General features: G+C 38.6%; 26 protein-coding genes. 1 reads left to right on the top strand and 25 read right to left on the bottom strand.

The features are described from left to right. Window positions 1-212 precede the first annotated feature (212 nt). From D8803_RS05965 to eno, 16 genes are all read right to left on the bottom strand, one after another. Window positions 213-527, bottom strand: a complete 315-nt coding sequence (locus D8803_RS05965) for a hypothetical protein (protein ID WP_223805112.1) — start codon at window positions 525-527, stop codon at window positions 213-215. Window positions 528-557: 30 nt separating this feature from the next. After that, window positions 558-866: a DUF2185 domain-containing protein gene (locus tag D8803_RS05960; protein ID WP_131200550.1), complete on the bottom strand. Its 309-nt coding sequence runs from the start codon at window positions 864-866 to the stop codon at window positions 558-560. Between the two features lie 143 nt (window positions 867-1,009). Next, window positions 1,010-1,237 carry a hypothetical protein gene (locus D8803_RS05955; protein WP_131200549.1) on the bottom strand — a complete coding sequence of 76 codons (228 nt, stop codon included), beginning with the start codon at window positions 1,235-1,237 and terminating at the stop codon, window positions 1,010-1,012. Between the two features lie 361 nt (window positions 1,238-1,598). Then, window positions 1,599-2,024, bottom strand: coding sequence for a hypothetical protein (locus D8803_RS05950; protein ID WP_131200548.1), 426 nt, complete (start codon window positions 2,022-2,024; stop codon window positions 1,599-1,601). A 324-nt stretch (window positions 2,025-2,348) separates the two neighbouring features. Further along, a complete protein-coding gene (locus D8803_RS05945) occupies window positions 2,349-2,771 on the bottom strand; it encodes an SMI1/KNR4 family protein (protein WP_131200547.1) in 423 nt (140 codons plus the stop codon). A 117-nt stretch (window positions 2,772-2,888) separates the two neighbouring features. Continuing rightward, window positions 2,889-3,206: an Imm40 family immunity protein gene (gene imm40 / locus D8803_RS05940; RefSeq protein ID WP_131200546.1), complete on the bottom strand. Its 318-nt coding sequence runs from the start codon at window positions 3,204-3,206 to the stop codon at window positions 2,889-2,891. Then, window positions 3,193-3,315 (bottom strand): hypothetical protein, encoded by a 123-nt coding sequence (locus D8803_RS09920; protein WP_263398603.1) that lies wholly within the window; start codon window positions 3,313-3,315, stop codon window positions 3,193-3,195. The genes imm40 and D8803_RS09920 overlap by 14 nt, the downstream gene beginning before the upstream one ends. 104 nt (window positions 3,316-3,419) lie before the next feature. Then, window positions 3,420-3,734, bottom strand: a complete 315-nt coding sequence (locus D8803_RS05935; protein ID WP_131200545.1) for a hypothetical protein — start codon at window positions 3,732-3,734, stop codon at window positions 3,420-3,422. A gap of 559 nt (window positions 3,735-4,293) precedes the next feature. Further along, window positions 4,294-4,713: a hypothetical protein gene (locus D8803_RS05925; RefSeq protein WP_131200543.1), complete on the bottom strand. Its 420-nt coding sequence runs from the start codon at window positions 4,711-4,713 to the stop codon at window positions 4,294-4,296. Window positions 4,714-4,837: 124 nt separating this feature from the next. Then, a complete protein-coding gene (locus D8803_RS05920) occupies window positions 4,838-5,548 on the bottom strand; it encodes a TipC family immunity protein (protein WP_131200542.1) in 711 nt (236 codons plus the stop codon). A 73-nt stretch (window positions 5,549-5,621) separates the two neighbouring features. Beyond that, entirely contained in the window at window positions 5,622-6,125 is a 504-nt protein-coding gene (locus tag D8803_RS05915; protein ID WP_190316804.1) for a hypothetical protein, read from the bottom strand. A gap of 280 nt (window positions 6,126-6,405) precedes the next feature. After that, the gene (locus D8803_RS05910; RefSeq protein WP_131200541.1) at window positions 6,406-6,948 is read right to left on the bottom strand and encodes a ClbS/DfsB family four-helix bundle protein; all 543 of its coding nucleotides are present in this window, start codon (window positions 6,946-6,948) and stop codon (window positions 6,406-6,408) included. A 125-nt stretch (window positions 6,949-7,073) separates the two neighbouring features. Then, the gene (locus D8803_RS05905; RefSeq protein WP_131200540.1) at window positions 7,074-7,988 is read right to left on the bottom strand and encodes a peptidase; all 915 of its coding nucleotides are present in this window, start codon (window positions 7,986-7,988) and stop codon (window positions 7,074-7,076) included. A gap of 176 nt (window positions 7,989-8,164) precedes the next feature. Beyond that, window positions 8,165-9,001 carry an AraC family transcriptional regulator gene (locus tag D8803_RS05900; RefSeq protein ID WP_131200539.1) on the bottom strand — a complete coding sequence of 279 codons (837 nt, stop codon included), beginning with the start codon at window positions 8,999-9,001 and terminating at the stop codon, window positions 8,165-8,167. 193 nt (window positions 9,002-9,194) lie between these two features. Beyond that, window positions 9,195-9,689, bottom strand: a complete 495-nt coding sequence (locus tag D8803_RS05895) for a YkgJ family cysteine cluster protein (protein WP_000031476.1) — start codon at window positions 9,687-9,689, stop codon at window positions 9,195-9,197. Window positions 9,690-9,863: 174 nt separating this feature from the next. Then, on the bottom strand, window positions 9,864-11,168 hold the full coding sequence (gene eno / locus D8803_RS05890; RefSeq protein WP_061416836.1) for a surface-displayed alpha-enolase: 1,305 nt from the start codon (window positions 11,166-11,168) through the stop codon (window positions 9,864-9,866). Between the two features lie 162 nt (window positions 11,169-11,330). Here eno and D8803_RS05885 point away from each other — a divergent pair, with 162 nt between their 5' ends. Further along, on the top strand, window positions 11,331-11,777 hold the full coding sequence (locus D8803_RS05885) for a DUF1694 domain-containing protein (protein ID WP_061416835.1): 447 nt from the start codon (window positions 11,331-11,333) through the stop codon (window positions 11,775-11,777). On the opposite strand, the gene D8803_RS05880 is transcribed toward D8803_RS05885, so the two are convergent. From D8803_RS05880 to ligA, 9 genes are all read right to left on the bottom strand, one after another. Further along, window positions 11,774-12,889, bottom strand: a complete 1,116-nt coding sequence (locus D8803_RS05880) for a glycerate kinase (RefSeq protein ID WP_131200538.1) — start codon at window positions 12,887-12,889, stop codon at window positions 11,774-11,776. The two genes, D8803_RS05885 and D8803_RS05880, sit on opposite strands and share 4 nt — an antisense overlap. 9 nt (window positions 12,890-12,898) lie before the next feature. Beyond that, on the bottom strand, window positions 12,899-13,543 hold the full coding sequence (serB, locus tag D8803_RS05875; RefSeq protein WP_131200537.1) for a phosphoserine phosphatase SerB: 645 nt from the start codon (window positions 13,541-13,543) through the stop codon (window positions 12,899-12,901). Window positions 13,544-13,604: 61 nt separating this feature from the next. Continuing rightward, window positions 13,605-15,038, bottom strand: a complete 1,434-nt coding sequence (gene glgA / locus D8803_RS05870) for a glycogen synthase GlgA (protein WP_131200536.1) — start codon at window positions 15,036-15,038, stop codon at window positions 13,605-13,607. Continuing rightward, a complete protein-coding gene (gene glgD, locus D8803_RS05865) occupies window positions 15,035-16,174 on the bottom strand; it encodes a glucose-1-phosphate adenylyltransferase subunit GlgD (RefSeq protein WP_131200535.1) in 1,140 nt (379 codons plus the stop codon). The genes glgA and glgD overlap by 4 nt, the downstream gene beginning before the upstream one ends. Continuing rightward, complete coding sequence (locus D8803_RS05860) at window positions 16,164-17,306, bottom strand: glucose-1-phosphate adenylyltransferase (RefSeq protein ID WP_000787259.1); 1,143 nt, start codon at window positions 17,304-17,306, stop codon at window positions 16,164-16,166. The genes glgD and D8803_RS05860 overlap by 11 nt, the downstream gene beginning before the upstream one ends. Then, on the bottom strand, window positions 17,296-19,224 hold the full coding sequence (glgB, locus tag D8803_RS05855) for a 1,4-alpha-glucan branching protein GlgB (RefSeq protein ID WP_001064523.1): 1,929 nt from the start codon (window positions 19,222-19,224) through the stop codon (window positions 17,296-17,298). Before glgB ends, D8803_RS05860 begins: the two co-directional genes overlap by 11 nt. Window positions 19,225-19,499: 275 nt before the next feature. Further along, window positions 19,500-20,924 (bottom strand): NADP-dependent glyceraldehyde-3-phosphate dehydrogenase, encoded by a 1,425-nt coding sequence (locus D8803_RS05850; protein ID WP_131200534.1) that lies wholly within the window; start codon window positions 20,922-20,924, stop codon window positions 19,500-19,502. 194 nt (window positions 20,925-21,118) lie between these two features. Next, entirely contained in the window at window positions 21,119-23,404 is a 2,286-nt protein-coding gene (pulA, locus tag D8803_RS05845) for a type I pullulanase (protein WP_131200533.1), read from the bottom strand. 147 nt (window positions 23,405-23,551) lie between these two features. Then, window positions 23,552-25,510 carry an NAD-dependent DNA ligase LigA gene (gene ligA / locus D8803_RS05840; protein WP_131200532.1) on the bottom strand — a complete coding sequence of 653 codons (1,959 nt, stop codon included), beginning with the start codon at window positions 25,508-25,510 and terminating at the stop codon, window positions 23,552-23,554. Between the last annotated feature and the right edge of the window lie 89 nt (window positions 25,511-25,599).

The raw sequence follows: 25,599 nt of genomic DNA, 5'->3' as shown, positions 1-25,599 counted from the left end.
CTTCATCATAGCAAAAACATGATAATTTAAAACGGTTCTGCTCTCCAATCAGCCTAATTTCTTGAGCATCTGACAAATTTGTCAACAAAACCTTTATCTTATAGTTATCTACAGGAATCAAACCTTTAAAGACTTCTACCCATTTTTCATTTTTAGTCTCCATATCTAATTTCATCTACAGCTCCACTATTCCTTTTTATAAAATTAAACATCTACTTTCCATCTATTTCATTCGATACTTCAATAAGCAAATCTTGAAGTTCTTCTAAATCAAGATATAAGTTTCTAACACCTACAAGTAACTGAGAAAATGCTTGTCTATCTAATTGACGACTTTCGCTTAATGACTTAATTATTCTAGAATTCCCCTTCTCTATCCATTTTAAATGAAGAGGTAAATAATCATTTAAAATATCATTTATATTCTCTAAATTAGTAGAAGATATCTTGTTAAAGGTTTGGTTGTCATTTATTAAAGATAGACTTTTACTAATTCTTTTCAATTCTGTTTCTATCGTCACTTTCATCTCTTTTCTTATCTGGTTGCTGCTACTGTCTTATAGTAAAATTTTGCTTCCAGTATTTGTATCTATAAAATATCTCTGCTCACCTTCGTAAATAAGTGTAAGTTCTGTTCCGATAGGCATGTCGTAAAGCAATAATACAGCAGGTTCAATTTCAACAATTGTACTCCAGTCGCATACTGACATATTTTCAGGATTTGATAAGTATTCTTCGGTATCTATTTCAGAAAGAAAGCGCCAGCCATTGTCTAGCTCATCCACGGCATCCTCACGAAATACCCATTTCAATTCTGCTTTATTTTCTAAAATATGATTAGAAACCACTGAGCCACCTAAATGCATTTTTACTTCCTTTCCAAAAACATTCGTTTTAAATACAGGCTCCAGTATACAAGTCCATATCTTACTATGGATTCATCTTGCAATTAAATTTTTCCGAGCCTACTCGGATTACTCTACCTGCTAGAACTCCGACACCAACACGATTAATAAACTTCGAGTTCATCCCATGTTTCACCCAATGTTTTACCATTGATTAATGCTGCAGATAAAAATTCCATTTGATTATAGAATACTCTATATTCTTTCTCAGAAACAGTGAAATATATCTCCCCCAAATCTCTTCGTTGGCTAATATAAAATTTTTTATCTTGATGATATATGACAAACTCTTCCCCATAAGATAATAATTCCTTAAAAAACTCATATGTCATTTCCTTACCTCCCAATAACTTTTCCCCGTCAGAATCATAAAATTTTCTAGTAAGTAAATATTCTGTTTTTGTTATCAACAATATCTAAGCTAGAATCCGGTCGGCCTCCAAATAGATCTGGATTATCGGGGAGCGAGCATCGTATCAATCCTTTCAATAATCTGATACATATATCACAGTAAAATTTTTCGAAGCACGAANAACATCTACTCCTTGACACTTTAAGGAGTCTATTCGTTCTCCTTTGGGTTCGAAAAAATAAACATCGTATTTCTCATTATTTTACCTTATAAATTGTTCTCAATGCTTAGTTATGTAATACAAACCAGTTTTTCGTTCTTTGATTCTTTGGATGATTTATCTATAAAACATCATTATCCTGCCAAAAGAAATGAGCACCCTTTAAATCAAGATGTTCTATCTGAATGTCACGACAAACAATTGTCATTTGCAACAAACCAATATCAACCATACACTTCACAAAATCAGGATTCTCCTCATAAATTTGTAAAGAAATTTCTTGACCATGATGATGTAATTCTCCTCTAGTCATGTTTTTAACGGGTTGATCTTTTCTCCACTGAATGTCTAAAGCATCATTGCTATACTCTACTTTTGCGCATACTAAAAACTTAATTTCCCAGTATTTTTCTTTGTTATGATAATCTTCTAAGCACAAAGAAACCTCATCTCCAAAATAGGATATCTTTAAATCTAGTATTCCCATTTCCCAATAATCTATTTCTTCGATCTCTTTTTGTTTGCTTTTTAAATCAAATCGTAACACGACTTCTCTCCTTAATATTTATATCTCAAATTTGTCTATCATTTTTATAGTAATATTATTTTCATAAAAGATCCAAACTTCTAGCAATCTGCTTTTCAATTTCTGTATANTTGCATAGTTTTTTACTCAGGAGATATTTAAGAGCCATGTATCTTTTGTCCTATGAAAGTATAGAAAGGCTTAATCTTCTTGTTTTTAAAGAATGAACATTTTGAACAGTTAATCTCGCTTTGTGTCATCCTGCTCATACTATAAATCTATCAAAACCATCCTTCCTCGAGAGTTATATATATGATTCTATTGCATCTGAATAGGTTATTAATACTACTCGTCTATTCTTTTTAGTAGAAATTCTATAAAATTATCTGCATAGTATTCTCCATCTTTAAAAACAGGTAATTCATTGGTCAGACCGTCCTGATTTTGAAAATAGAACATGCCATCACCACATTCACAAATAACTAATTGCTCAGAATTACTGAACCCTTCTTTTCGATTCAGCTCGTTTATATAAACAAGATCTCCTCCTACAACAGTATCAAAATCTAATCCATAAATACTGAACATTTCTTCTCCATAAATCTCTCCCCCCATATAATTTTTCAGCCACCACTTATATGTTTCAGGAAAAGTAAAATTTAATCTTTTCTCAGCTTTTATAATCCATTCATCAGAAATCCCCTTTCCAAATGGTGCAAAATCTACACCCTCGCTAGAAGCAATCTTCTTTTTCAATTCATCAATCATTTTTCACCTCATTTAATCCACAACATCTCTAGTTCTATTTTCTCAATAATTTCCTATCCTACTTATATTTATGATTTCTATTTACACTGAGCAATTCTTTTTGACTATCAATTCCATCTATGCTGAAGTAACTACTGTAAAATAAAAATGTTTTCCATTACTATCTATATACTGGTTGATATAATCTTTTGCTACGGAAATTGACTGGAGTAAGTCGCTACCATTATTTTTAGGAGAATAATACCAGCTATCATAAGTCAACTCAAGTCCCCCATTTCCTTCTACATAGACATTGCCACCAAGAATCATAAACTTTTTCGACTCTATCCAGTTAAGATATGCCAACATATCTTGATATGTGTATGCATAACTTGCAACACCCAATTCTGCTAGCGACTGACCTCTATTTTCAAAATTAAATTTACCTAGTTCCATATGATTGGACTCCTACTTTTTTATTTTTAGAAAGATAAGAAAAACAATCGATTTCATATTTTTCATCTCCAATCTCCTTATCAAGCCATGTACTAGCTCCTACTATCATATCATACATCCTTCTTAAGAAATTATGATATGATTAGAAGGCAATCCAGATAAGTCTGTCAGAGATTTTAAATGGAGGACAGGAATTGATTGAGCATTCTGTTATCAGATAAACTTTTTGAATAATTCTGGGATTCCACCTTCCTGTGTAAATAAAGTCTTTACAGCAAAATCATTATCGCAAAAAACAACTTCTTGAAAGTCATTATCAATTTTCCACTCAATATCCGTATAAGGAATATTATCATTTTCTACATTAACGATTTCAAACCAACCTATTGCCATTCCATAAAAAATAATCTCTTCCAATATCTGAGTTGAATATCCTTTGTTTCTAATAAAAAATGAAAATAAAGTCGAAATGATAGCATCTTCTTCCGCTATTGATAGTAGTAGTTCACTTAAATCCTCAATAGTCATTCTTATCTACCTCATCAAATTAATAGAATTCGAGCTCCCAAAAGATGCTGTCATCTATTTCTAACCTTACTAAAAAATCTTCCGTATCCGTTTCTATAGCATCAAATTCAACAGGAGATGTAGAGGAAACTAATATTAAGTTATTTATATCCTCTATTTCCTTTGAAAATTTTAAAAGCTCGTTCCAACTCATTTGATAGCCATATTTTGAATATAAGACTAGATCTTCAAATTCTGACATAGTCAGATTATTCGGTGCTTTTCCAATGGCATCAAATTCAAAAATNTACCATTTAGCATTATTAGATGGGATATTGGAAAGAATCTCAAAAAAAGAAATCTTTAAAAGAAATCTTTTTATTATATTTTGACATATTCCCACTTATTTTCATGGTATTTTCAACTCACTTTCTTCTAGTCTTTTGTGATAACATCAATTTCCAATTCATTCATCAAGAATATCTTGCATATATTTTATCAAAATTGCTTGGATATATGGCTTTACTCATCTCTATTTTTAGCAGGTATTTGATGCTTGCTGAGATGATATCCTATTTTATTAGCACCAAAAGAAGTTCTGTTCTCTGACTAAAACCTTAGAGACTTGAATTTCTTGGCACACAATCTTAATTAACATACTTGATAAAGTAATTGTAGCTTGTATCATATCATTTTTCTCTTCGATAAGTCTAATGTCATGTACAGTGTGAGACATGAGATTTTCAAAAGGAATATCTTTCATATTGAAATTCCTTGTGCCACTCTTGCTTTCCCAACATGTCCAACCAGCATCCGTCTCATAGTCAACCTTAAAACAACGGTAGAAAACTATCTCCCAGCAATACTGATCCGATTTGCCATTTTCAATCTCGATATAGAGTTTACATTCGTCCCCGAAAAATGAAGCTCTAAAGTCTAATGCGTAGGAATCCCAGTACTTCGTACTGTCAATCTGTTCCTGTATTTTTAAAATATTCATTTCCTCTCTCCTTTATTTTATGAAAAGGCATAGGTTCTAGTAGCGGATTCATTATTTTTGTTTTTCATCCAATACATTTTTTATTTCATACAACGCTATTATATCTACTATCAGTTCAGCTACTCTATTCAGAAAAACTGAGTGGCACAATCTCTACATCCCCAAGATTGTCAACTGAGTAACGTTGACTACCATTTTTAAACCAGCGTTCTAGAACGACATCATAGAGCATAAAGTGGGATTTTTCTTTAATCCAAGCTTCATCAATCTCATAAGGCTTTAAATACTCTAGTGCTTCGTTGGGATTAGTTAAGTAAAAATTTGGTTTTTCCACAGTGCCCGCTCTCTTAAAATACGACTCCAAATTTATCTCTCCGCTATCCTTATTTCTTATATTATACCCAGCTAAGTAGTATGCCAGTGAACTTTTAGAATCCGAAATTTCGATAGTTTGGTTAAGATTTTTATTCTTATAATTGTATCTAATAAATAGATATCTCCCATCAGATAATAGTTGCTGGTATTCAATAATAAAAGTTTCTTCAAAACCTACAATCACTTCCAAACTTTCATTTTCAGACAAGCCTGCATCAAGCCCTATGGGAATTATCCAGTCTGGTTCTCTAAACGACTGACTTCCGTCAACGGCTTTACTAAAATCAGCGAGGCCAGGTAAGATACCACTACGGGTTTCTGCATAGTTCATCTCTAGAAAGACATTACTTAAAGATTCATATACTCCTTTATAATAATACTTTTGATAGACACGATATAGACAAAACAAAGTTAGAAAAACTAATACAGTTATGAGTACAATTTTTAAAATTTTTTTCATTTCCCTTTTTCTTCTCTATATACTTACATATAACTTTTCTGCTATATTTGAAATCAAAATAATGATAGCCCCCCTACCGCAACTCCTTAGCTATTCTGCTTTTTTCAAGTTTTCCCTTGGCAATTCGTTTCCATAAAACAAGTGGGTTCAAACTATAAGATAGGCGTATGAGGTAATAATTGATCCATTCGATAAGGGCAAAAAGCTGTATCAATGTGGCTAAGATAGCCACTTGGAAACTCTGTGTATTCCAGACAATGACAGGAAAGCCTGAAATAAGTAAAATAAGGTCTAGTATTCTGAGCCCACCATATATTCTAGGGACATTTCCACTTCCGAACTGAGGATTGGACAGTCTTCTAATCAAAATCGCCCAATAGATTGAACCTTGAAGCAATATAAATGTCAGTAAAGACAGAGGATAGAGAATGGTTACTAGACTACTCCAATCAGAAAGCCGATTTTTCAAAAGGAAAAAACAAAACCAAAAGGATAGGACGGCTGAAAGCTCTCCCAAACAGAGGGACACCAACTCTTTTCTAACGTTCTCTTTTTGTATGTTCATCATCTCACCTATCTATCATCCTATATCAGAAAAAAGTTAATTTAAGCATTTTCTAGTCAACATTTCTTAGAATCAAGGCATTCTAAGCGTCGAACAGTCCAATTACTTTAATATAAATGCAATTCTAAGTTTAGAATTGCATTTATATATATGTTTTAGACCTATTCTAAGTCTATGATAGCCTTAAATTTTAATTTTTGAAGGATTCTAAAGCTAGAAGAGCTCTAAAATCACGAGAACTAAGCTATTCGAAGCGTAGAAGAACCTTTAGTGAATTTCAATAGCACTTCAACTAGTTACTCTTACAATTTTTCTGATGAGCTTTGAGTTTTTTCAGAGCCCAGTCATAGTGACTGGAGGTGGCACTTACAAAGTAGGAGCCTAGGCTTGTTCCTCCCGTCCACTTATAGACACCTTTTGTGAATAATTCGTCATTGCTAAAGTCTTCCACCAACTCTAAAACCTCTTTATGCGATTGCTCTAGTAGTCTAGTAGCTTCTTCTAAGGACGTTTTCTGGTGCTTCTTCCAAAAAGCGACATTCATTTCCCCATAAGTTTTCCAATTATAAGGTTCAGGGAGAAAAGGTCTTTCATGTCCCTTTTGATTAGAATGTACCCAGGTCAAAAGTAACTGATGCCATTCATAGAGATGGATCAGAACATCTCTTAGATTTTTATCTCTTTTCCAGTGAGCTTCTTTTTTCTTTTCATCTTTTGAAAAATCAAAAGGAGTCTGTAGTTCCTCTTCACTTAATTTAGATATAAAGTGATTGAGCTTTTCATAGTTTTCCTTAGAGGCTAGCACTAATTCCTCTTTCGTTCTTGGTCTAGGCATAGGTGTTCTCCCTTCATTTTCTAGTAGGTTGAGGTATTTTCTTACTTCATTATACCATAATCAAAAAGCAGTTCTTCATTTTACGAACAACTGCTTTTACTAACTATTTTTTATGCTTATAGTCACTACTTTACATATAAATCTCTAAAGCGACCATCCACTTCTGCTATTTGATAGAGCAAGCGGGATAGTTCTTGGTAATCTTCTTTTAAACATGAAAGGTGGGCTTGGCCAAATAAAGTAGCCAATTCCTCTTTTAATCTTGCCCCTTTCGGATCATGGTCTTTTAAGAACTTACTGAGATAGAGATTTCGAACAGCAGCAAGTTTAAAGCTAAAATACTGATGTAGTTGTTTTTGCTCCGTATTTAAGCCGTTTTCAGCAACTGCTTTTGCATAGCATTCCAACACACCGTTTTGGCCATTCAGATATCGACGCCTCATAATCCTTGCTGTTTCCTGATAGATTTCAGTCTGACTAGGACTCTTGGCCTTCTTAAAATTTCCCCACATGGAGTAGGCTCCGCGCTTATAGTCAATAGCATCTGCCTTCCAGGCTTCTAAGATGTCATTAAAAGCAACCTTCATACAGGCAAAACCAGCTGGATCATGCAAATAGAGGTACTGATCATCAATAGCATACACGGTTACGAAGTGATCCACACCATAAAGGATTGTGTGATTGGGATTGTAGGTCAGATGCCCCATATCAAGAGGTCCCAGAACGACAGGTCCATTAGACAGAAACATTTCTAACTTTCTTTTAATCTCTTCCAAATCTACTTCCACTCCATCTTTTAGATAGAATTCTTCATAGTCAAACCCAAGTATTTTTAAAGAATGAGAGATAGAAATATCTGGCATTCCGTTATCAAAGAATACTAGAGGATGCTGGTCATCTTCCTTTACGATACTAGCGCCATTTCCCATCACCATTATTGCCTCTAGAAAGTCTGCTTTAAAGTCATAGCCATAGCCATCCAGTGCCATTGCCAATGAATAGCTATAGCAAAGTGACACATCTCCAAAATACATCTGCATATTCCTGCCTCCTTATCTTCTATAGGACTATTATACCGAGAAAACTATTCGCATGCCCCATAAAATCCAAACAAAAAATATGGGTATTTGTGATTTACGGGCATGAATGTCAATAATTAAAAACTCTGTAAAGATTCTTTCTACAGAGTTAGGTTTGCATCTTTATAAAAAATTATCTAGTCCTTAATCACTGGTATCCAGAGTCCCATTTGATAGTCAGGTAAGGACATGTCTCCCTTGGTGTAAACTTCAAAGTCTGGTGCACCTGAATGACGATAGCCAGTTTCTGGGAAAAAGACTTCTAAAACATATTTCCAAGCATTGTGAATGCTAGCTGGTATAGGACCTTTGACTGGTACGATGGCATATTCAGCTGCTGGGATTTCCTTGATAGAAAGGCCTAGGACTTCTGCTTTCGCTTTATCCGTCACATCATAAGCCGCCATGTAGTTAATGATTTCACCCTCTTTGACATCAGAGCAGAGGCCAAAGGATTTGCCACTGCCCATACTTTCTAAGCTTTCAAAGCTGTGATTTGCATAGAGCTGCTCCCAAGCAGATGGGCACTGGCTATTGTCGATAGCTTCCAATAGGACGCCTGCTACAGTAAAAGCAGATTTCTTTTGAATCTTGATATCCATATTCTTTCCTCCTGTAATCTTTAAGGATAATTGAAGTCTAGGAAAGACCCGATAAGCTTTTCCATTTCTAACTTCTGAGGGGGTTTCACCATGGAATTTCTTGAAAGCTGCGCTAAAGGCATCCGCAGACTCATAGCCGTATTTGAGTGCTATATCAATAACTTTCTCAGAGCTTTCCCGCAAGTCTGTCACAGCTTCTGACAGCCTGCGATTGCGCAAGTATTCTGCTAAGGTCATATCTGCCAGGATAGAAAAGAGCCTGCTAAAAAGAGGGTAAGAATAGCCCGATAACTGCTGAAATCTTTTCATATCCACTTCTCCAGTCAGCTGCTGTTCCAAATAATCCATGGTTTGATTGAATTGATGCATCATATTCCTTTCTTCTTACCTCCACAAGATACAAAGGTCGTTAAAAGCAAAGTGAAAATAGGAAAATTAACGCTGGTTCTAGGTAATTTTTTCTTTTTCGCATAGTTTTTAGGCCGTGTTCAATTCTATCTATATTCTAGCAAATACAAGATACTTCCACCCTAGAATCTTTGTACAAGATTTAAAAGTGTAAAATCTATAACTTATCCTTTAATTTTTCAACAAAGAGATAAGCTGCCGGGCAGGTCAAGGTATTCTTAATCGTCAAATGGTTGATTTGATGGATCTTCTTACGATCTGTGTGGGGAAATTCACGGCAGGCCTTTGGTCGAACGTCGTAGATTGAGCAGAGATTGTCTCCTCCTAAAAACGGGCAAGGCATGGATTTAAAAACCTTATCCCCATCTTCATCCACCTGCAGAAATTCTGCTTCAAAAGCTGGTAATTTCATCTTAAAATACTTGGCAATACGAGTAATATCCGCTTCTTTGAAGTCGGGCCCCAATGTCTTGCAACAGTTAGCACAGGCAGTACAATCAATCTCAGCAAAGACTTCTTGGTGGATCTGCTGTGCAATCTTATCTAAGTTTTTAGGAGGTTTTTTCTTTAGATTTGCTAAAACTTTGCGGTGCTCCTTCTGTTTTTGCAAGGCTAGTTGATGGTAATACTCAATATCAATTTCTTTAGACATAATTGCTTTCTAATACAAGTGTTTTTGTCTATTATACCATAAACTATTTTCTATTTTTTGCCTTTATATACAAAAAGCCCTTCGGATAAAATCCGAGGGGCTTTTAACGTTGTTAAATCAACGGCCGAACTTTTGAATTTCAAGGTTCGGGATAAAATAGTTCACTGAACTATTTTATTTTTTAAGGTTGTAGAATGATTTCAATCCACGGTATTCAGCTACTTCACCAAGTTGGTCTTCGATACGAAGCAATTGGTTGTATTTAGCGATACGGTCTGTACGTGAAAGTGAACCAGTCTTGATTTGTCCTGCGTTAGTTGCAACTGCGATGTCAGCGATTGTTGAATCTTCAGTTTCACCTGAACGGTGTGATACAACGGCAGTGTAACCAGCTTCTTTCGCCATTTCGATAGCGTCGAATGTTTCAGTAAGAGTACCGATTTGGTTAACTTTGATAAGGATTGAGTTGGCAGCACCTTCTGCAATACCTTTTTCAAGGTAAGAAGTGTTTGTTACGAAGAAGTCGTCACCAACCAATTGAACTTTACCACCAAGACGTTCAGTAAGAGCTTTCCAACCGTCCCAGTCGTTTTCGTCCATACCATCTTCGATAGTGATGATTGGGTATTTGTTTACCAATTCTTCAAGGTAGTCGATTTGTTCTGCAGCAGTACGTACAGCTGCTCCTTCACCTTCGAATTTAGTGTAGTCGTAAACTTTACGTTCTTTATCGTAGAATTCTGATGATGCACAGTCAAATCCGATAAATACGTCTTTACCAGGAACATATCCAGCAGCTTCGATCGCAGCAAGGATAGTTTCAACACCGTCTTCAGTTCCTTCGAAACGAGGAGCGAATCCACCTTCGTCACCTACGGCAGTTTCCAAACCACGTGATTTAAGGATTTTCTTAAGTGCGTGGAAGATTTCAGCACCCCAACGAAGAGCTTCTTTGAATGATGGTGCACCAGCAGGTACGATCATGAATTCTTGGAAAGCGATTGGAGCGTCAGAGTGAGAACCACCGTTGATGATGTTCATCATTGGAGTTGGAAGAACTTTAGTGTTGAATCCACCAAGGTAGTTGTAAAGTGGGATTTCAAGGTAGTCAGCAGCAGCACGAGCTACAGCGATAGACACACCAAGAATTGCGTTTGCACCCAATTTACCTTTGTTAGGAGTACCGTCAAGTGCGATCATAGCACGGTCGATAGCTTGTTGGTCACGTACATCGTAGCCGATGATTGCTTCAGCGATGATGTTGTTTACGTTGTCAACAGCTTTTTGTGTACCAAGACCACCGTAACGAGATTTGTCACCGTCGCGAAGTTCAACTGCTTCGTGTTCACCAGTAGAAGCTCCTGATGGAACCATACCACGTCCGAAAGCACCTGATTCAGTATAAACTTCTACTTCAAGTGTTGGGTTACCGCGTGAGTCTAGGACTTCGCGAGCGTAAACATCAGTAATAATTGACATTTTTTACTCTCCTTTGAGTTAAATTTTTTACACCTCTATGATACCTTAAAAATAAGCGTTTTTCAAGAAAAAACGTTATCTTTGTGCAAATTTTCCTTAACTTTATAAAGTAATCGCTTTCTTTTGTCTGTTTTCTTGCGATTTTTGTGATATACTGTTTTTATGACAGATTTATCAAAACAACTACTAGAAAAAGCTCATGGTGGGCCGAAATTAAACCCAGGCGAACAACGCCGCTATCTCGGCACTTTCGAGGAAAGAGTTCTTGGCTACGCGGATATCAGTACTGCCAATAGTCCTGAATTAGAACATGGATTTTTCTCTATTTTAGAGGGTTTTCAAGAAAAGGTAGAGGAACTTTTCTTGAAAATCTCACCAAATATCGAGTTTGACAAACAGGTCTTTTACTTAAAACAAGCAAAGGAAAGCAACTGTCAGGCGACTATTGTTTCAGACGATCATATCACCTCTCCTTTTGGTCTTGTCATTCACACGAATAAACCTGTTCAAGTAGAAGAAAAGGACCTTAGACTTGCTTTCTCAAGCCTCTGGGAGGAGAAAAAGGCAGAGGCTCCTAAAAAATCTATCTGGAAAAAATGGTTTGGCTAGTCTTTCCTCAACTTCAATATACGGCCAATATTGGCTGCTGTGTGCTCTAAATAGACATTTGCTTTTTGCAGACTGTCTTCCAAAGACTCACTTTTCTCTAGAATAGAAAATGCTGCTTCTATATTTTCGAATGGTAGGGGTGGCAAATCGTTAGCAAGACTTCCACAAATAGCAATAACAGGGACTCCGTTAGGGGTTCTTTTTGCTACACCGATAGGAGCTTTTCCAACAAAGCTTTGACTGTCCAGTCTACCTTCTCCAACGATAACCAAGTCGGCCCCTGCAACTTTCTTGTCAAAGTCAATCAAATCCAAGCAAGTATCAATCCCAGATACGATACAGGCCTCAGCAAAGGCACATAGCCCAGCAGCAATGCCACCGCCGGCTCCTGCTCCTTTCAGAGATAGGGTTGTTGGCGAAAGTTTTTCATAGAACCGCCGCATAGCCAAATCTACTGTCTCAAACAGAGCAGTATCCAGACCTTTTTGTCTGCCAAATGTATAGGTCGCTCCTTGGTTGCCACATAAAGGGCTCACGACATCTGCTAAAATGCGAATCTTCACATCTTTAGGAATCCTATACAACTTGCTATTTGAAACTGACTCGAACTCAAGCAAAGTCTGACCGCAAGCTGGTAATTCTTTTCCATTCTTATCATAAAAACGATAACCTAAACCCGCAGCAATGCCTATTCCACCGTCATTACTAGCCGTACCACCAACTCCTATATAGATTTCTTTCATCCCTTGATCAACGAGATGGCGAATCAACTCTCCGATACCTCTGGTTTGGATGTGGAGAGGGTTTCGTTTCTCCTGCGGAATTTTTCCTAAACCAACCAAGTCAGCAACTTCAAAGAGCGCTATTTGACCTTTTTGAAAGTAACGCATTCCTTCATTTAGACCAAAAGGCCCTTTCACCTCCTGCCATTTTTCTTCGAGTTCAAGAGAATGTTGAATAGCGTCTACAGTTCCTTCCCCACCATCACCTACAGGGCAAAGCAGACATTCTACATCTGCTATCGATTTTTTGAAGCCCCTTTTTATAGCTTGAGCGACCTCTTCTGCCGTCAAACTTTCTTTAAAAGAATCGGGTGCGATTACAATTTTCATAGTTCCCTCTCATTCTAAGAAATCAATCAAAGGTAGAACTTCTAAAAAATCCCTCGTATCTACATAACAAGCTATCTCAGATTTTACGATTTCTTTAGCACAAAATGCAATACCGCATCCTGCTGATTTTAACATGAATAGGTCATTAGCCCCATCACCGATGGCAATCGTTCTTTCTTTGGGAAGTTTTAGGTCTTTTCTCCATTTCTCAAGAGTAGCTTGTTTTACTTGGGCTGTGACAATTTCACCAACTAATTTTCCAGTTAAAAAGCCGTCTTTGACTTCTAACTGATTGGCAGAGAAATAGGAAATACCGAGGGATTTTGCTAATCTCTCAACTATTGGTGTAAATCCACCAGACACTAGACCGACTAGAATACCATTCTTTTGAAGGATGGAGATAAATTCTTGAGCATTTTGGGAAAGATGGATGGATTTGAAGACAATATCAAAGACCGAAACCGGAAGACCTTTTAACAATGCGACTCTCGCTCGTAAACTCCTTTCAAAGTCCAGTTCACCTCGCATTGCTTGATTGGTAATCTTTGAAATTTCCGCCTCGCAACCTGCTTCTCTTCCTAAAAGATCAATCACTTCCTCTGCTATCAGGGTGCCATCAACATCCATGACACAGAGGCCCATTACTTGAGTCATCACTTCTCCTCTTTTCTAAACAGCCCAAAAATCGTATGAAAGAATCATACGATTTTATCTATTAGTTGACTAAACTATGGTACAAGTCCAGGTAAGATTTGCAGGCTGTATCCCATGAGAAATCGCATTCCATAGCTTGTTTTTGTAGATTTTTCCAAACGTCCGGCTGGTACTTATATACATCCAAGGCTGTTTGGAAACTCCAGTTAAGCCAGTATGGTGTTAAATTGTCAAAGCTAAATCCAGTACCAGTTCCTTCGATCGGATTGAAGGATTGAACCGTATCACGCAAGCCACCCACTTCATGAACCAATGGTAGAGTTCCATAGCGCATCGCCATCATTTGAGACAAACCACATGGTTCAAAACGACTTGGCATGAGGAAGAGATCACAAGCTGCGTAGATTTCTTGAGCAAGTTTGACGTCAAAAGTGATATTTGCTGATAGCTTGTCAGGATAGACTTGAGCAAACCAAGAGAAGGAATGTTCAAAAGCAGGATCTCCTGTTCCTAAAAGGACTATTTGAACGTCCTCCTGTAAGAAACGATGCAAGCTTTCTACAACGACATCAAAACCTTTTTGGCGTGTCAAACGAGAGACAATCCCAACTAGCGGAACATCTGCTCGGACAGGTAATCCAACTCTCTCTTGCAATTTTGCTTTGTTTTGTGCTTTTCCTGACAAGTCATCCTTATCAAAATGATAGTCTAAAAGAGCATCTGTCTCTGGATTATAGAGATCAGTATCGATTCCATTAACAATACCCGAAACCTTACCTGACTCCATACGAAGAATCTGATCCAAACCGCAACCAAACTGACTGGTCATAATCTCATGCGCATAGCTAGGGGAAACGGTTGTGACACGATCCGCGTAGAGAATACCTGCTTTCATCCAGTTAAGACAGTCATTCCAACGAAGGGTTCCATCAGCATAGCGTTCAAAACCAACACCAAACAAATCCCACAACATTCCTTCAGAAAACTGACCTTGGAATTCCAAATTATGAATAGTTAAAACGGTTCTGATTCCTTGATATGCCTGAATCCATCTGTATTTTTCCTTCAAGAGGAAAGGAATCATAGCGGTGTGATAATCATGGGCATGGAGGATATCTGGAATGAAATCAATTCGCTCCATGGCTTCAAGAGCAGCCAGTTGGAAGAAGGCAAAACGTTCACCATCATCGAAATCTCCGTAAACATGACCTCGGAAGAAATACGTTTGATTGTCTACGAAGTAGAAGGTAACACCATTCAAGACGGTCTTCTTAATACCACAGTACTGTCTACGCCATCCTACACTCACTTCAAAGTGAAGAACATCCTCAATCTGGTCTCCGAACTTAGCCTCTACCATATCATAATAAGGTAAGAAAACTGCAACTTCGTGTCCTGCCTTTACTAGTGATTTGGGAAGAGCGCCAATGACGTCTCCCAAACCACCTGTTTTTGAAAAGGGCGCACCCTCTGCTGCTACGAATAAAATTTTCATGAATGAATATCCTCTGTAACTTTTTCGCCTTTTTTGACTACAACTGGGTGTTCTGCAGTACCGCGAATAACGACACCGTCCGCAACTTCAACTCCTTTGTCTAGGATGGCATATTCAACTTGGGCACCCTGACCAATCACAACACGAGGGAATAAAATGCTGTCTTTCACCACACTATCTTTGTGAACATAAATGTTACGAGATAGGACTGACTGAACTACTTCACCCTCAATGATACTACCAGAAGCAAACTGAGAAGTACTTACTTTTGAAGTGTTCGCATAGTAGGTTGGTTCTTCATTCTTAACTTTGGTATAAATCTTTTGGTTAGGTGAGAAGAGAGAGTAGAATTTTTGAGACTCCAACATATCAATATTGGCTTGATAATAGGATTGAACGGAGTGAATATTGGCTAGATAGCCCGTGTATTCGTAAGCAAAAGCACCTTCTTTTACAGCTAAATCGCGGAGAACATAGCGTAATTTTTCTGGATATTCTTTTTGAACTTCTTCTTCAAGTCGTTCAATCAACCACGGAGTATCAACGACGAATATATCTGTAGACATGTTGAAAAGTTCATCTGTTGATTTGGCATCAAAAAGTTTATGAGAAAGAACATGGTCTGTTTCATCCACTTCCAAGATGGCATTAACATCTGAAATATCCTTTTTAGGTAATTTCTTATAAACAACTGTAATCGGACGACCGGCAGTAGTATGTAAATGGAATACTTGATTGAGGTCAATATTCACCACGATATCACAGTTAAGTGCAACCGTCTGATTTGATCCTGAACGTTTCAAATAAGTGAGAAGCTGTTGGTAATATTCTTTCCCAACTGTGCTACTTTCAACACGCGTATTATAAATACCTAGATAGTAGTGACTGAGAAGGGTAGATAAGCCCCACTCACGTCCTGAACGAATGTGGTCAAAGACTGAACTGATATTATCTTGTTGGAAAATTCCAAAGACACTACGAACACCAGCATTTGCAAGGCTAGAAAGAGGGAAGTCAATCAAACGATATTTTGCTCCAAATGGCAAGCTAGCCACCGGACGGTGTTCTGTTAACGTTGACATATCGTGAAAACCAACGGTGTTTCCTAAAATGGCTGAATATTTATCAATCTTCATCTGTTGCTACCCCCACTACTTCATCATATCCTACTACTTGTACTTCGTCTGTTCCATCAATTTCGACACCTTCAGAAATAACAGCACCTTCACCAATGATGGCACGTTTAATTTTTGCACCTTTTCCGATAATGGCACCACTCATGATTACAGAGTCTACTACTTCAGCACCCTCACGTACTTGCGCTTCTGTTGAGAGAATAGAATGCTTAACAGTTCCATCCACGAGACAGCCATCCACAACTAAAGAATCTTCTACATGAGCGTGTTTTCCAATAAAGTTTGGTGGTGAAATCAAGTTCCGTGAGTAGATTTTCCACTGACGATCACGACTATCCAAAGCGTTGTTTGGATCAATGTATTCCATATTGGCTTCCCAAAGGGATTCAATTGTACCAACGTCTTTCCAGTAACCCTTGAATTCATAAGCATAGACACTTTCACCAGACTCAAGGTAGTTTGGAATAACGTTTTTACCGAAATCTGACATATCTACCTTGCTCTTTTCAGCGGCTACTAGCATGTTGCGTAGACGTTTCCAGTCAAAAATATAGATTCCCATAGAAGCTTTAGTAGACTTAGGTTCTGCTGGTTTTTCTTCGAATTCGACGATACGATTGTTTGCGTCAGTATTCATGATACCAAAACGGCTAGCTTCTTTGAGGGGTACATCCAAGACAGCTACTGTCAAACTGGCATTGTTGTCCTTGTGAGATTGGAGCATGTCATCATAGTCCATCTTGTAAATATGGTCTCCAGAGAGGATGAGAACATATTCTGGGTTAACACTGTCGATGTAGTCAATGTTTTGGTAGATAGCGTGGCTAGTCCCTTCAAACCAACGGTTTCCTTCACTTGCAGAGTAGGGTTGAAGGATAGAAACACCTGTATTAATGCCATCTAGTCCCCAGCTTGAACCATTTCCGATGTGGTTGTTCAAGGCAAGAGGCTGGTATTGTGTAATCACACCGACATTGTGAATCCCAGAGTTAGCACAGTTGGAAAGAGCAAAGTCAATGATACGGTAGCGCCCACCGAATTGCACTGCTGGTTTGGCAATGCTTTGAGTGAGTTTTCCGAGACGTGTTCCTTGCCCACCGGCAAGGATCAAAGCTAGCATTTCATTCTTCATTTTCTACTCCTTTTTGGGTTTTATTTGTGACAGTTTTAGTTGGTTTCAAGCGACGTTTAATCTTCCAGATACTTGCCCCCATAGCTGGCAAGGTAAAGGTCAAGGTCTGCTCATAATCTTTCCATAATCCTTCTTGAGTTTGAACCGTTTGGTTGTATTCTTTCCAGACACCACCCCATTGTTCCAATTCTGTATTCCAAACTTCTTCATAAACTCCTGCGACAGGAAGTCCGATTGTAAAGTCTTTTCGTTCAACAGGCGCCATATTAAAGACACAGACTAGCATTTCACCCTTTTTACTCTTACGAATAAAGGAAAGGACACTCTGATCTCTATTATCCGCATCGATAATTTCGATGCCGTCGTAGCTGGTGTCAATTTCCCAAAGGCAACGATGCTCTTTATAGAATTGATTGAGTTGAGAAGTGAAGTATTTCATTTTAGCATTCATTGGATCTTCCAAGTTAGACCATTCTAGCTGTTCCTCAGACTTCCACTCTAAGAACTGACCATATTCGCTTCCCATGAACAAGAGTTTCTTACCTGGATGACAAATTTGATAAGTGTAGAGATTTCGCAAACCTGCAAATTGATTGTATCGATCTCCCCACATCTTGTGCATCATGCTCTTCTTACCATGAACGACTTCATCATGTGAGAATGGTAAGAGGTAGTTTTCATTGAAAACGTACATGAAGCTGAAGGTTACCAAGTTAAAATCATACTTACGATAAATCGGGTCTTCCTCGTAGAAACGGAGAATGTCGTTCATCCAACCCATATTCCACTTGTAGTCAAATCCTAGACCGCCCATTTCTTTCATACCAGTAATCTTTGTTGCTGATGAACTTTCTTCTGCAATCATCATCACATCTGGATGCGCTAACTTGATAACAGTGTTCAAACGTTGAAGGAAATAGTAGCCTTCGTAGTTGAGGTTACCACCGTCTTTGTTTGGAGTCCAAGGAGCATTATCATAGTCTAGGTAGAGCATATTGCTGACTGCATCCACTCGAATACCATCTAAATGATAAAATTCAATCCAGAATTTAATGCTAGAAATCAAGAAGGACTGAACTTCATTCTTCCCAAGGTCAAAGTTAAGAGCTCCCCAACCGTAGTTATGGGCCTTGTTGTGGTCTTGGTATTCAAAAGTTGGTGTTCCATCGTAATAAGCAAGGGCGTCATCGTTGATGGTAAAATGACCTGGAACCCAATCCACAATTACACCGATATTGTTTAAATGACATTCCTCAACAAAATCTTGGAATTCCTCTGGTCGCCCATAAGAGTGCTCCATAGCAAAGTAACCCATAAGCTGGTAGCCCCAACTCAATCCAAGCGGGTGAGCCATTAAAGGCATAAATTCGATGTGAGTGTAATTCATCTCAACAAGGTATGGAATGAGTTCTTCCTTGAGTTGTGCAAAGCTGTATGGACTACCATCTGGATTTCTCTTCCAAGATCCAGCGTGAGCTTCATAAATATTGACTGGTCTCTCAAAAAAGCCCCAGCGTTTTCTCCTAGCTAGCCAAAGACCATCTTTCCATTTTTTCTCTGGAATATCAGTCAGGATGGCTCCAGTCTCTGGGCGGGCTTCAAAACGAACCGCCAACGGATCAATTTTCATAATCTGGTGCCCATTTGCACGCGTGATATGATACTTATAAATCTGCCCTTCATAAGCCAGACTTGTGAAGACTTCCCAAACACCTGCTTCATTACGAACCATGGGAATTTGATGCTCTGTCCAGTTTGTAAAATCACCAACTAAGTGCACAGCCTGAGCGTTAGGTGCCCAAACACGGAAAGTAAAACCAATTTCTCCGTCTTTTTCCTCTTTATGTGCTCCTAGATAGTGCTGAAGATGAAAATTTTCTCCAGTAGTGAAGGTTCTCAATGCTTCTTGATTATTCATCCAATCCCCTTTCTTTTTGTAAGCGTTTTCTATAATTCTATTATACTATCTTTTAAAAGAACTTTCAAGCAGTTTACGGAATTTCTTAAAAAATATCTTGAAAATTTTAGAAAATATATTTTAACATTATATAATTTTTCATTTAATTGTTGAAAAAATAAATGATTTACATATATTTGCTTAGTATAATATCAAAACATTCGTTATTTTTCAAATTCTAACTGAATTTTTGAGCAAAAATAAAAATCAGGAAGCTAAATTCCTGATTTTTTAGATTACTTCACATCAAAAACAATGGATTTGACATTTGTCATTGCTTCAATGCTGTATTTAATCCCTTGCACTCCTGCACCAGAACCCTTTACACCAAGGAATGGGAAATTATCTGGTCCACGTTGTGTTTTGTTATTAATATGAACCGTTCCAACTTCAAGTTTTTCAGCAATTTCAAATGCCTTCTTAAAGTCGTTTGTAAAGACAGAGGATTGAAGACCGAACTCAGATTCATTGGCAATTGCTACCGCTTCATTTGCATCGGAAACACGGATAATTGGGAGAACAGGGCCAAACGGTTCCTCCCATGCTAATTTCATATCTCTTGTGACATAATCAAAAAGTCCTGGCCAAATGAGATTGCCCTCACGTTTGATTGGACTGAGCGCTTTGGCACCCTTTTCTTGAGCGTCCTGAATCAATCCCCAGATGAAATCAGCTGAAGCATTGTCAATAACAGGTGTGATATCTGCATTGTCAAATGGGTCACCGACTGTTAGCTTAGCAACTTCAGCTTGGAGCAATTCAGTCAATCTGTCTGCTACGCTTTCCACAACCAAAACACGTTTGATAGCGGTACAACGCTGACCAGAGTAGCTAAAGGCTCCACCGACGATTTGTTTAGCTGCGTGTTCCAAGTCTGCATCTTCGAGAACAATAGCTGCATCTTTCCCACCAAGTTCAAGCATGATAGGACGCATTCCAGCTAAACGACCGATTCGCTCACCAATTGGAGTCGAGCCAGTAAAGTTGATAAAGTTAACTTCTTGGTGTTCAATGATATAGTCACCGATTTCAGAACCACGGCCAGTTATCGTATTAAATACTCCTGCTGGAATACCTGCCTCATCAAAAGCCTTGGCTAATAACAGACCTGAGATAGATCCTTGTGTTGGTGGTTTAAACATGACGACATTTCCTGCAATCAAAGCCGGAGCAATCTTAGATCCAGAAAGGTTAACTGGATAGTTAAATGGCGCGATAGCTAAAACGACACCAACTGGCTCACGACGGACAACGGCTAGTTTGTTTTTACTTGCAGCTTCAAAACCGCCCCCTTCCATTGCTTGTCCAGTGATACGGAGACCTTCTTCTGCAGCAAAACGAATCAAATCTGCTGTACGTACTACTTCTCCAATGGCTGCTTTTATCCCTTTAGCAACCTCTTTGGCAAGAATTGTACCAATTTTTTCTTTATCACGTTCCAAAATGTCTGCTGTCTTATGCAAATAGGCTGCACGCTCAACTGATGCTAAATCACGCCATGCTGGGAGAGCTGCACGCGCAGCTTTCATAGCCTCATCTACTTCAGCTTGACTCATAGCCGGTACTGTCCCCAGCTTTTCCTGATTAATGGGTGAATAGATTGTAATTTCCTTTTCAGATGATTTCCAATTTCCATTTACTAAATTCTGATATCTTGCCAATTTTCTTCCTCCTGAAAATTATTAAGACTTATTTTATCAAATTTTCAGAAAATTACAACCCTTTTGTGAAAAAATTGAGATTTTTTTCACAATCTTGATCCTTCAAATTATTTGAAACTTAATTCTACTCTTCATTAAAAATCTCATAAATGACAAAAAGGATTAGATAATCTAACCCTTTTTACTACATTAATTTATGAGAGCACTTTTAAAACTGCGACGCTAATATCATCAATAACATTTTCTTGTTTTGAACGACTGTTGGTAAGGAACATTTCAAGCTTACCTGCATTTTCAAAGTAGAAGGAGGTTCCCTTAGCATTGAATACCACCAATAAGTGCTCTGCTCCACCGTGAATCTCATAAACAATCCACCCGCTATTCTCAGCAGCTGTATGGACAAAGACATGACGGTAAATTTCTTCATATGTTGGATAAGAGAAGGCACTGATTTGCGTTTTTAGGCGGATAATCTGACGAATAAACTCAATGCTGTCTTGGCGTTCATTGATCAGATCCCAGTTGACTTGGTTAACACTGTCCGGAGCATTATAGCTATTCATAGCACGTTCTCGGTCTGCAGGAGTTAGTTCTCCATGTTCACCAGTTGGAATCAACTTAGTTCGTCCAAACTCTTGACCAAGTTCCATAAAGGACATACCTTGCATGAGAAGGTTCATAGCTGTCGCTGTCTCAACCTTGCGCATAATCTGGTCGGAACTCTTATCAGGATGAAGGGTTGCTAGCAAGTCATGAAGATTGTAATTGTCATGAGCTTCAACATAGTTGAGAACTTGGTTTGGACTGAGATAGGATCCCAACTCTCGGCTACCAAGAATAGCCTTGGCGACGATTGGTTCTGTAGCAGCACCACTCACAAATCCTGATTTGATTGCTCCATAAACTTCTCCTCCTTTGATCGCATCACGCTGATTATCGTTAAAGAAACCTATATTTGGCATCTGATAGGCGTTATCCTTCTTAGCCTTATCATAAGGAGCAAGACCTGTTCCCATATCCCAGCCTTCTCCATAAGTGAGAATACGCGGATCGACCTCATCCAGTGCCCAACGAATTGCCTGCATAGTTTTGACATCATGAATGCCCATCAAGTCGAAACGGAAACCGTCAATATTGTATTCTTTCACCCAATAAAGGATGGAATCAATCATATACTTGCGGAACATCTCGTGCTCACTTGCAGTTTCATTTCCTACTCCCGTACCGTTTTGAAAAGTTCCATCACGATTCATACGATAGAAATAATCGGGAACAGTTGTCTGGAATGGAGCGTCAACTGTTGAAAAGGTATGGTTATAAACCACGTCCATAATGACACCGATTCCTGCATCATGATAAGCCTGAATCATGGTCTTGAGGTCTCGAATAACTTGTCCGGGATCATCTGGATTGCTAGAGAAGCTCGTTTCTGGTGCGTTGTAGTTTTGAGGATCATAACCCCAGTTATAGGTTACATTTCCATCTTGATCATATTCCTTATGACGATCAAAGATGGGTTGAAGTTGAACATAGTTGCAACCAAGTTCTTTAATATAGTCAAAGGCGGTTGCTTGACCGTACTGGTTAACTGTTCCAGTCTGAGCAGCACCCAAGAAGGTTCCGCGGAGTTCTTCAGGAACACCAGATGTAGGCGATTTGGTAAAATCTCGAATATGCATTTCACAGATAACTGCTTTACATGGATTCTCCAAACGCCATGGCGCTTCTGTCCCATGTTTGACTTCAAATCTTTCTACTTGTCTGTCTTTGCGAGAAAGAATAACAGAACGTTTCCCGTCAGGACTTGTTGCAGTTGTGTAAGGATCTCTCGTCAAAGTCTGGTGGTGAGGAAATTCAATTTGATACTGATAAGCCTTACCAGCAAGATTTTCATCTAAGTCTAGACTCCACACACCAATGGTATTGTACTTATGACTATATGAATAGCTATTGCCACGCTCTAGATTAAAGGTTTTCCAAATAGGTGCATCGTTACTAGTGTTTTCATAGACAACCACCTGAACAGCTGTAGCTGTTGGAGCCCAAAGTTTAAAACTGGTCTGGGAATCAGATCCTTGGCAGCCCAAGTCTCCTTGATATCCCCAGTGATGATCAAAGCTTGCGCTATGGATGGCTTTATCAAAGGCAAAAGGATTTTGATCTTTATAGTAAGGACTAGCAATAGCTGGGTTTTCAGAATAATAAACAGTCTCGTCGCCCTCTAAAATCCATGCTTCTGTTAGCAAGGGATAGTAGTTAAAACGTACAAGATATTCTTTTAATACACCATCTATCTCGGCTTTGAAGGTGAAACTATCCACCTTTTCCTGACTGGTCACGGTAAAAGAAAACTGAAGACCAAAATAAGTGGTCTCTGAAGTTAAAGAGTTTTTGTTTTCATCTCGGTCTGTGCTAAATGAGCAAGCTGTATAATCTCCATTTTTTCTATGAAAATGGAGAAGAACGGGATAATTGTACATGTTTTTTCCTAATTTCTATTTTAATTTTATTTGATTCTGATGGATTCAGTTGGCATTTCATCACGATGGACAACAGATTTTAACCATGTCAAAACACATCAGGAGAGATAGTTTGAGACTATCTAACACCTAGTTTTCAACTATTCTTTACAAACTTTCCAACCAGGCTTCATCTCGAACTTCGATACCAAGTTCTTGTGCTTTTTGGAGCTTACTTCCTGCATCCGCTCCTGCTACGACTAGATCTGTTTTCTTGGATACACTGCCTGTGACTTTGGCACCAAGACTTTCGAGTTTGCTTTTTGCTTCTGAGCGTTTGAGACGTTCCAATTTTCCTGTCAGAACTACTGTCAAACCTGACAAGGCCGCATCTGCCACTACTGTCTGTCCTTTGTAGTCCAGATTGACTCCAGCTTCTTTCAACTCATCTAAAAGAATCTTAGACCCTTCTGTAGCAAAATAGGTCTGAAGACTTTGAGCAATCACACCACCCAAGCTTTCGATACTTGCCACTTCATCTGGATCTGCTTGGGCTAGATTTTCAATAGAGTGGAAATGTTGGAGTAATAGCTGACTTGCTTTGCTTCCGACATGGCGAATTCCCAGACCAAACAAGAGCTTTTCAGCAGAGTTTTCCTTAGATGCTTGAATGGCCTGATACAGTTTAGAGGCTGACTTTTCCTTGACGCCCTCTAAAAGGAGGAATTCGTCTTCTTTCAAACGGTAAATATCTGCCACATCCTTTACTAAATTGGCAGCAAAAAGCTTTTCAACGATGGATGGACCAAGTCCTATAATATTCATGGCATCTCGAGAGGCAAAGTGAATCAAACCTTCCATGATTTGAGCAGGGCATCTTGGATTGATACAACGAAGAGCCACTTCATCTTCAAAGTGAAGCAATTGACTGTCACAACTTGGACAATTAGTCGGAATATCTAGTTTTTCTTCAGAAACACGCTTTGACTCTACCACACACAAAACAGCAGGGATGATGTCTCCAGCCTTATAAACTATAACCGTATCGTCTTTGCGGATATCCTTTTCGGCGATATAATCTACGTTGTGAAGAGTTGCACGACTAACAGTGGTCCCAGCAAGCTGAACAGGTGTTAGATTGGCAGTTGGGGTCACAACACCCGTACGACCTACTGTCCAGTCAACTGAGAGTAGTTGGGCTTCTTTTTCTTCAGCGGGAAATTTATAGGCGACTGCCCACTTGGGCGCTTTAACGGTAAAACCAAGTTCTTCTTGACCTGCTAAGTCATTGACTTTAATAACCACTCCATCAATATCGTAAGGCAAATGTTCCCGTTCTTGTCCAACTTCTTGGATAAAATTCCATATCTCATCAATACTTTCAGCCAGAATTCGTTTAGGATTAACTACAAAGCCAAGCTGTTCAAGATGCTTCAAGACCTTTTCTTGGCTATCACGAGTAGAAGGGCTTGCTTCTTGATAGAGGAAAGTGGCAAGATTGCGTTTGGCTACTACTGCTGTATCCAACTGACGCAAAGTTCCAGCCGCCGCATTACGAGGATTAGAAAATTCAGGCTCTCCATTTTCTTGGCGAGCTTGGTTGACTTGGTCAAACGAAGCGCGTGGCATATAACACTCTCCACGAACGGTAATATCAAGTTCTTCTGGCAAGGTTAAAGGAATGTCCTTGACACGCTTGAGATTTTCTGTGATATTTTCACCAACAGAACCATCCCCACGTGTGGCACCAACAACCAAAATCCCCTTTTCATAGGTTAGCGAGATAGACAAACCATCGATTTTTAGCTCACAGATGTAAGTGGGATGGGCTAACTCCTTACGAACACGCGCATCAAAAGCTTCTAACTCTTCACGTGAAAAAGCATCCTGCAAACTATAAAGAGGATACTGATGACTGTATTTTTCAAAACCATCTAAAACCTTACCACCAACACGATGGGTCGGACTGTCCGCTAAAACTTGATCTGGATAGGCAGCCTCCAACTCGACCAACTCTCGGTAGAGGCGATCATACTCGCTATCTGAAACCGAAGGATTGTCACTCGTATAGTACTCCGTCGCATAGCGGTTGAGTAAGGCAACTAACTCATTCATTCTTTCATTCATAAAACCATTTTACCACAAACCAAGCCCTCCTCACAATGGAGAAGGGCTGAAAAATAGTTAATAGTGAAATTTTTTTAAAGAAAGGGGAT

It is taken from the genome of Streptococcus oralis, assembly GCF_003943385.1.
GTDB classification, from domain to species: Bacteria; Bacillota; Bacilli; order Lactobacillales; family Streptococcaceae; genus Streptococcus; species Streptococcus oralis_CA.
This window is presented reverse-complemented; position numbering and strand designations above follow the sequence as displayed.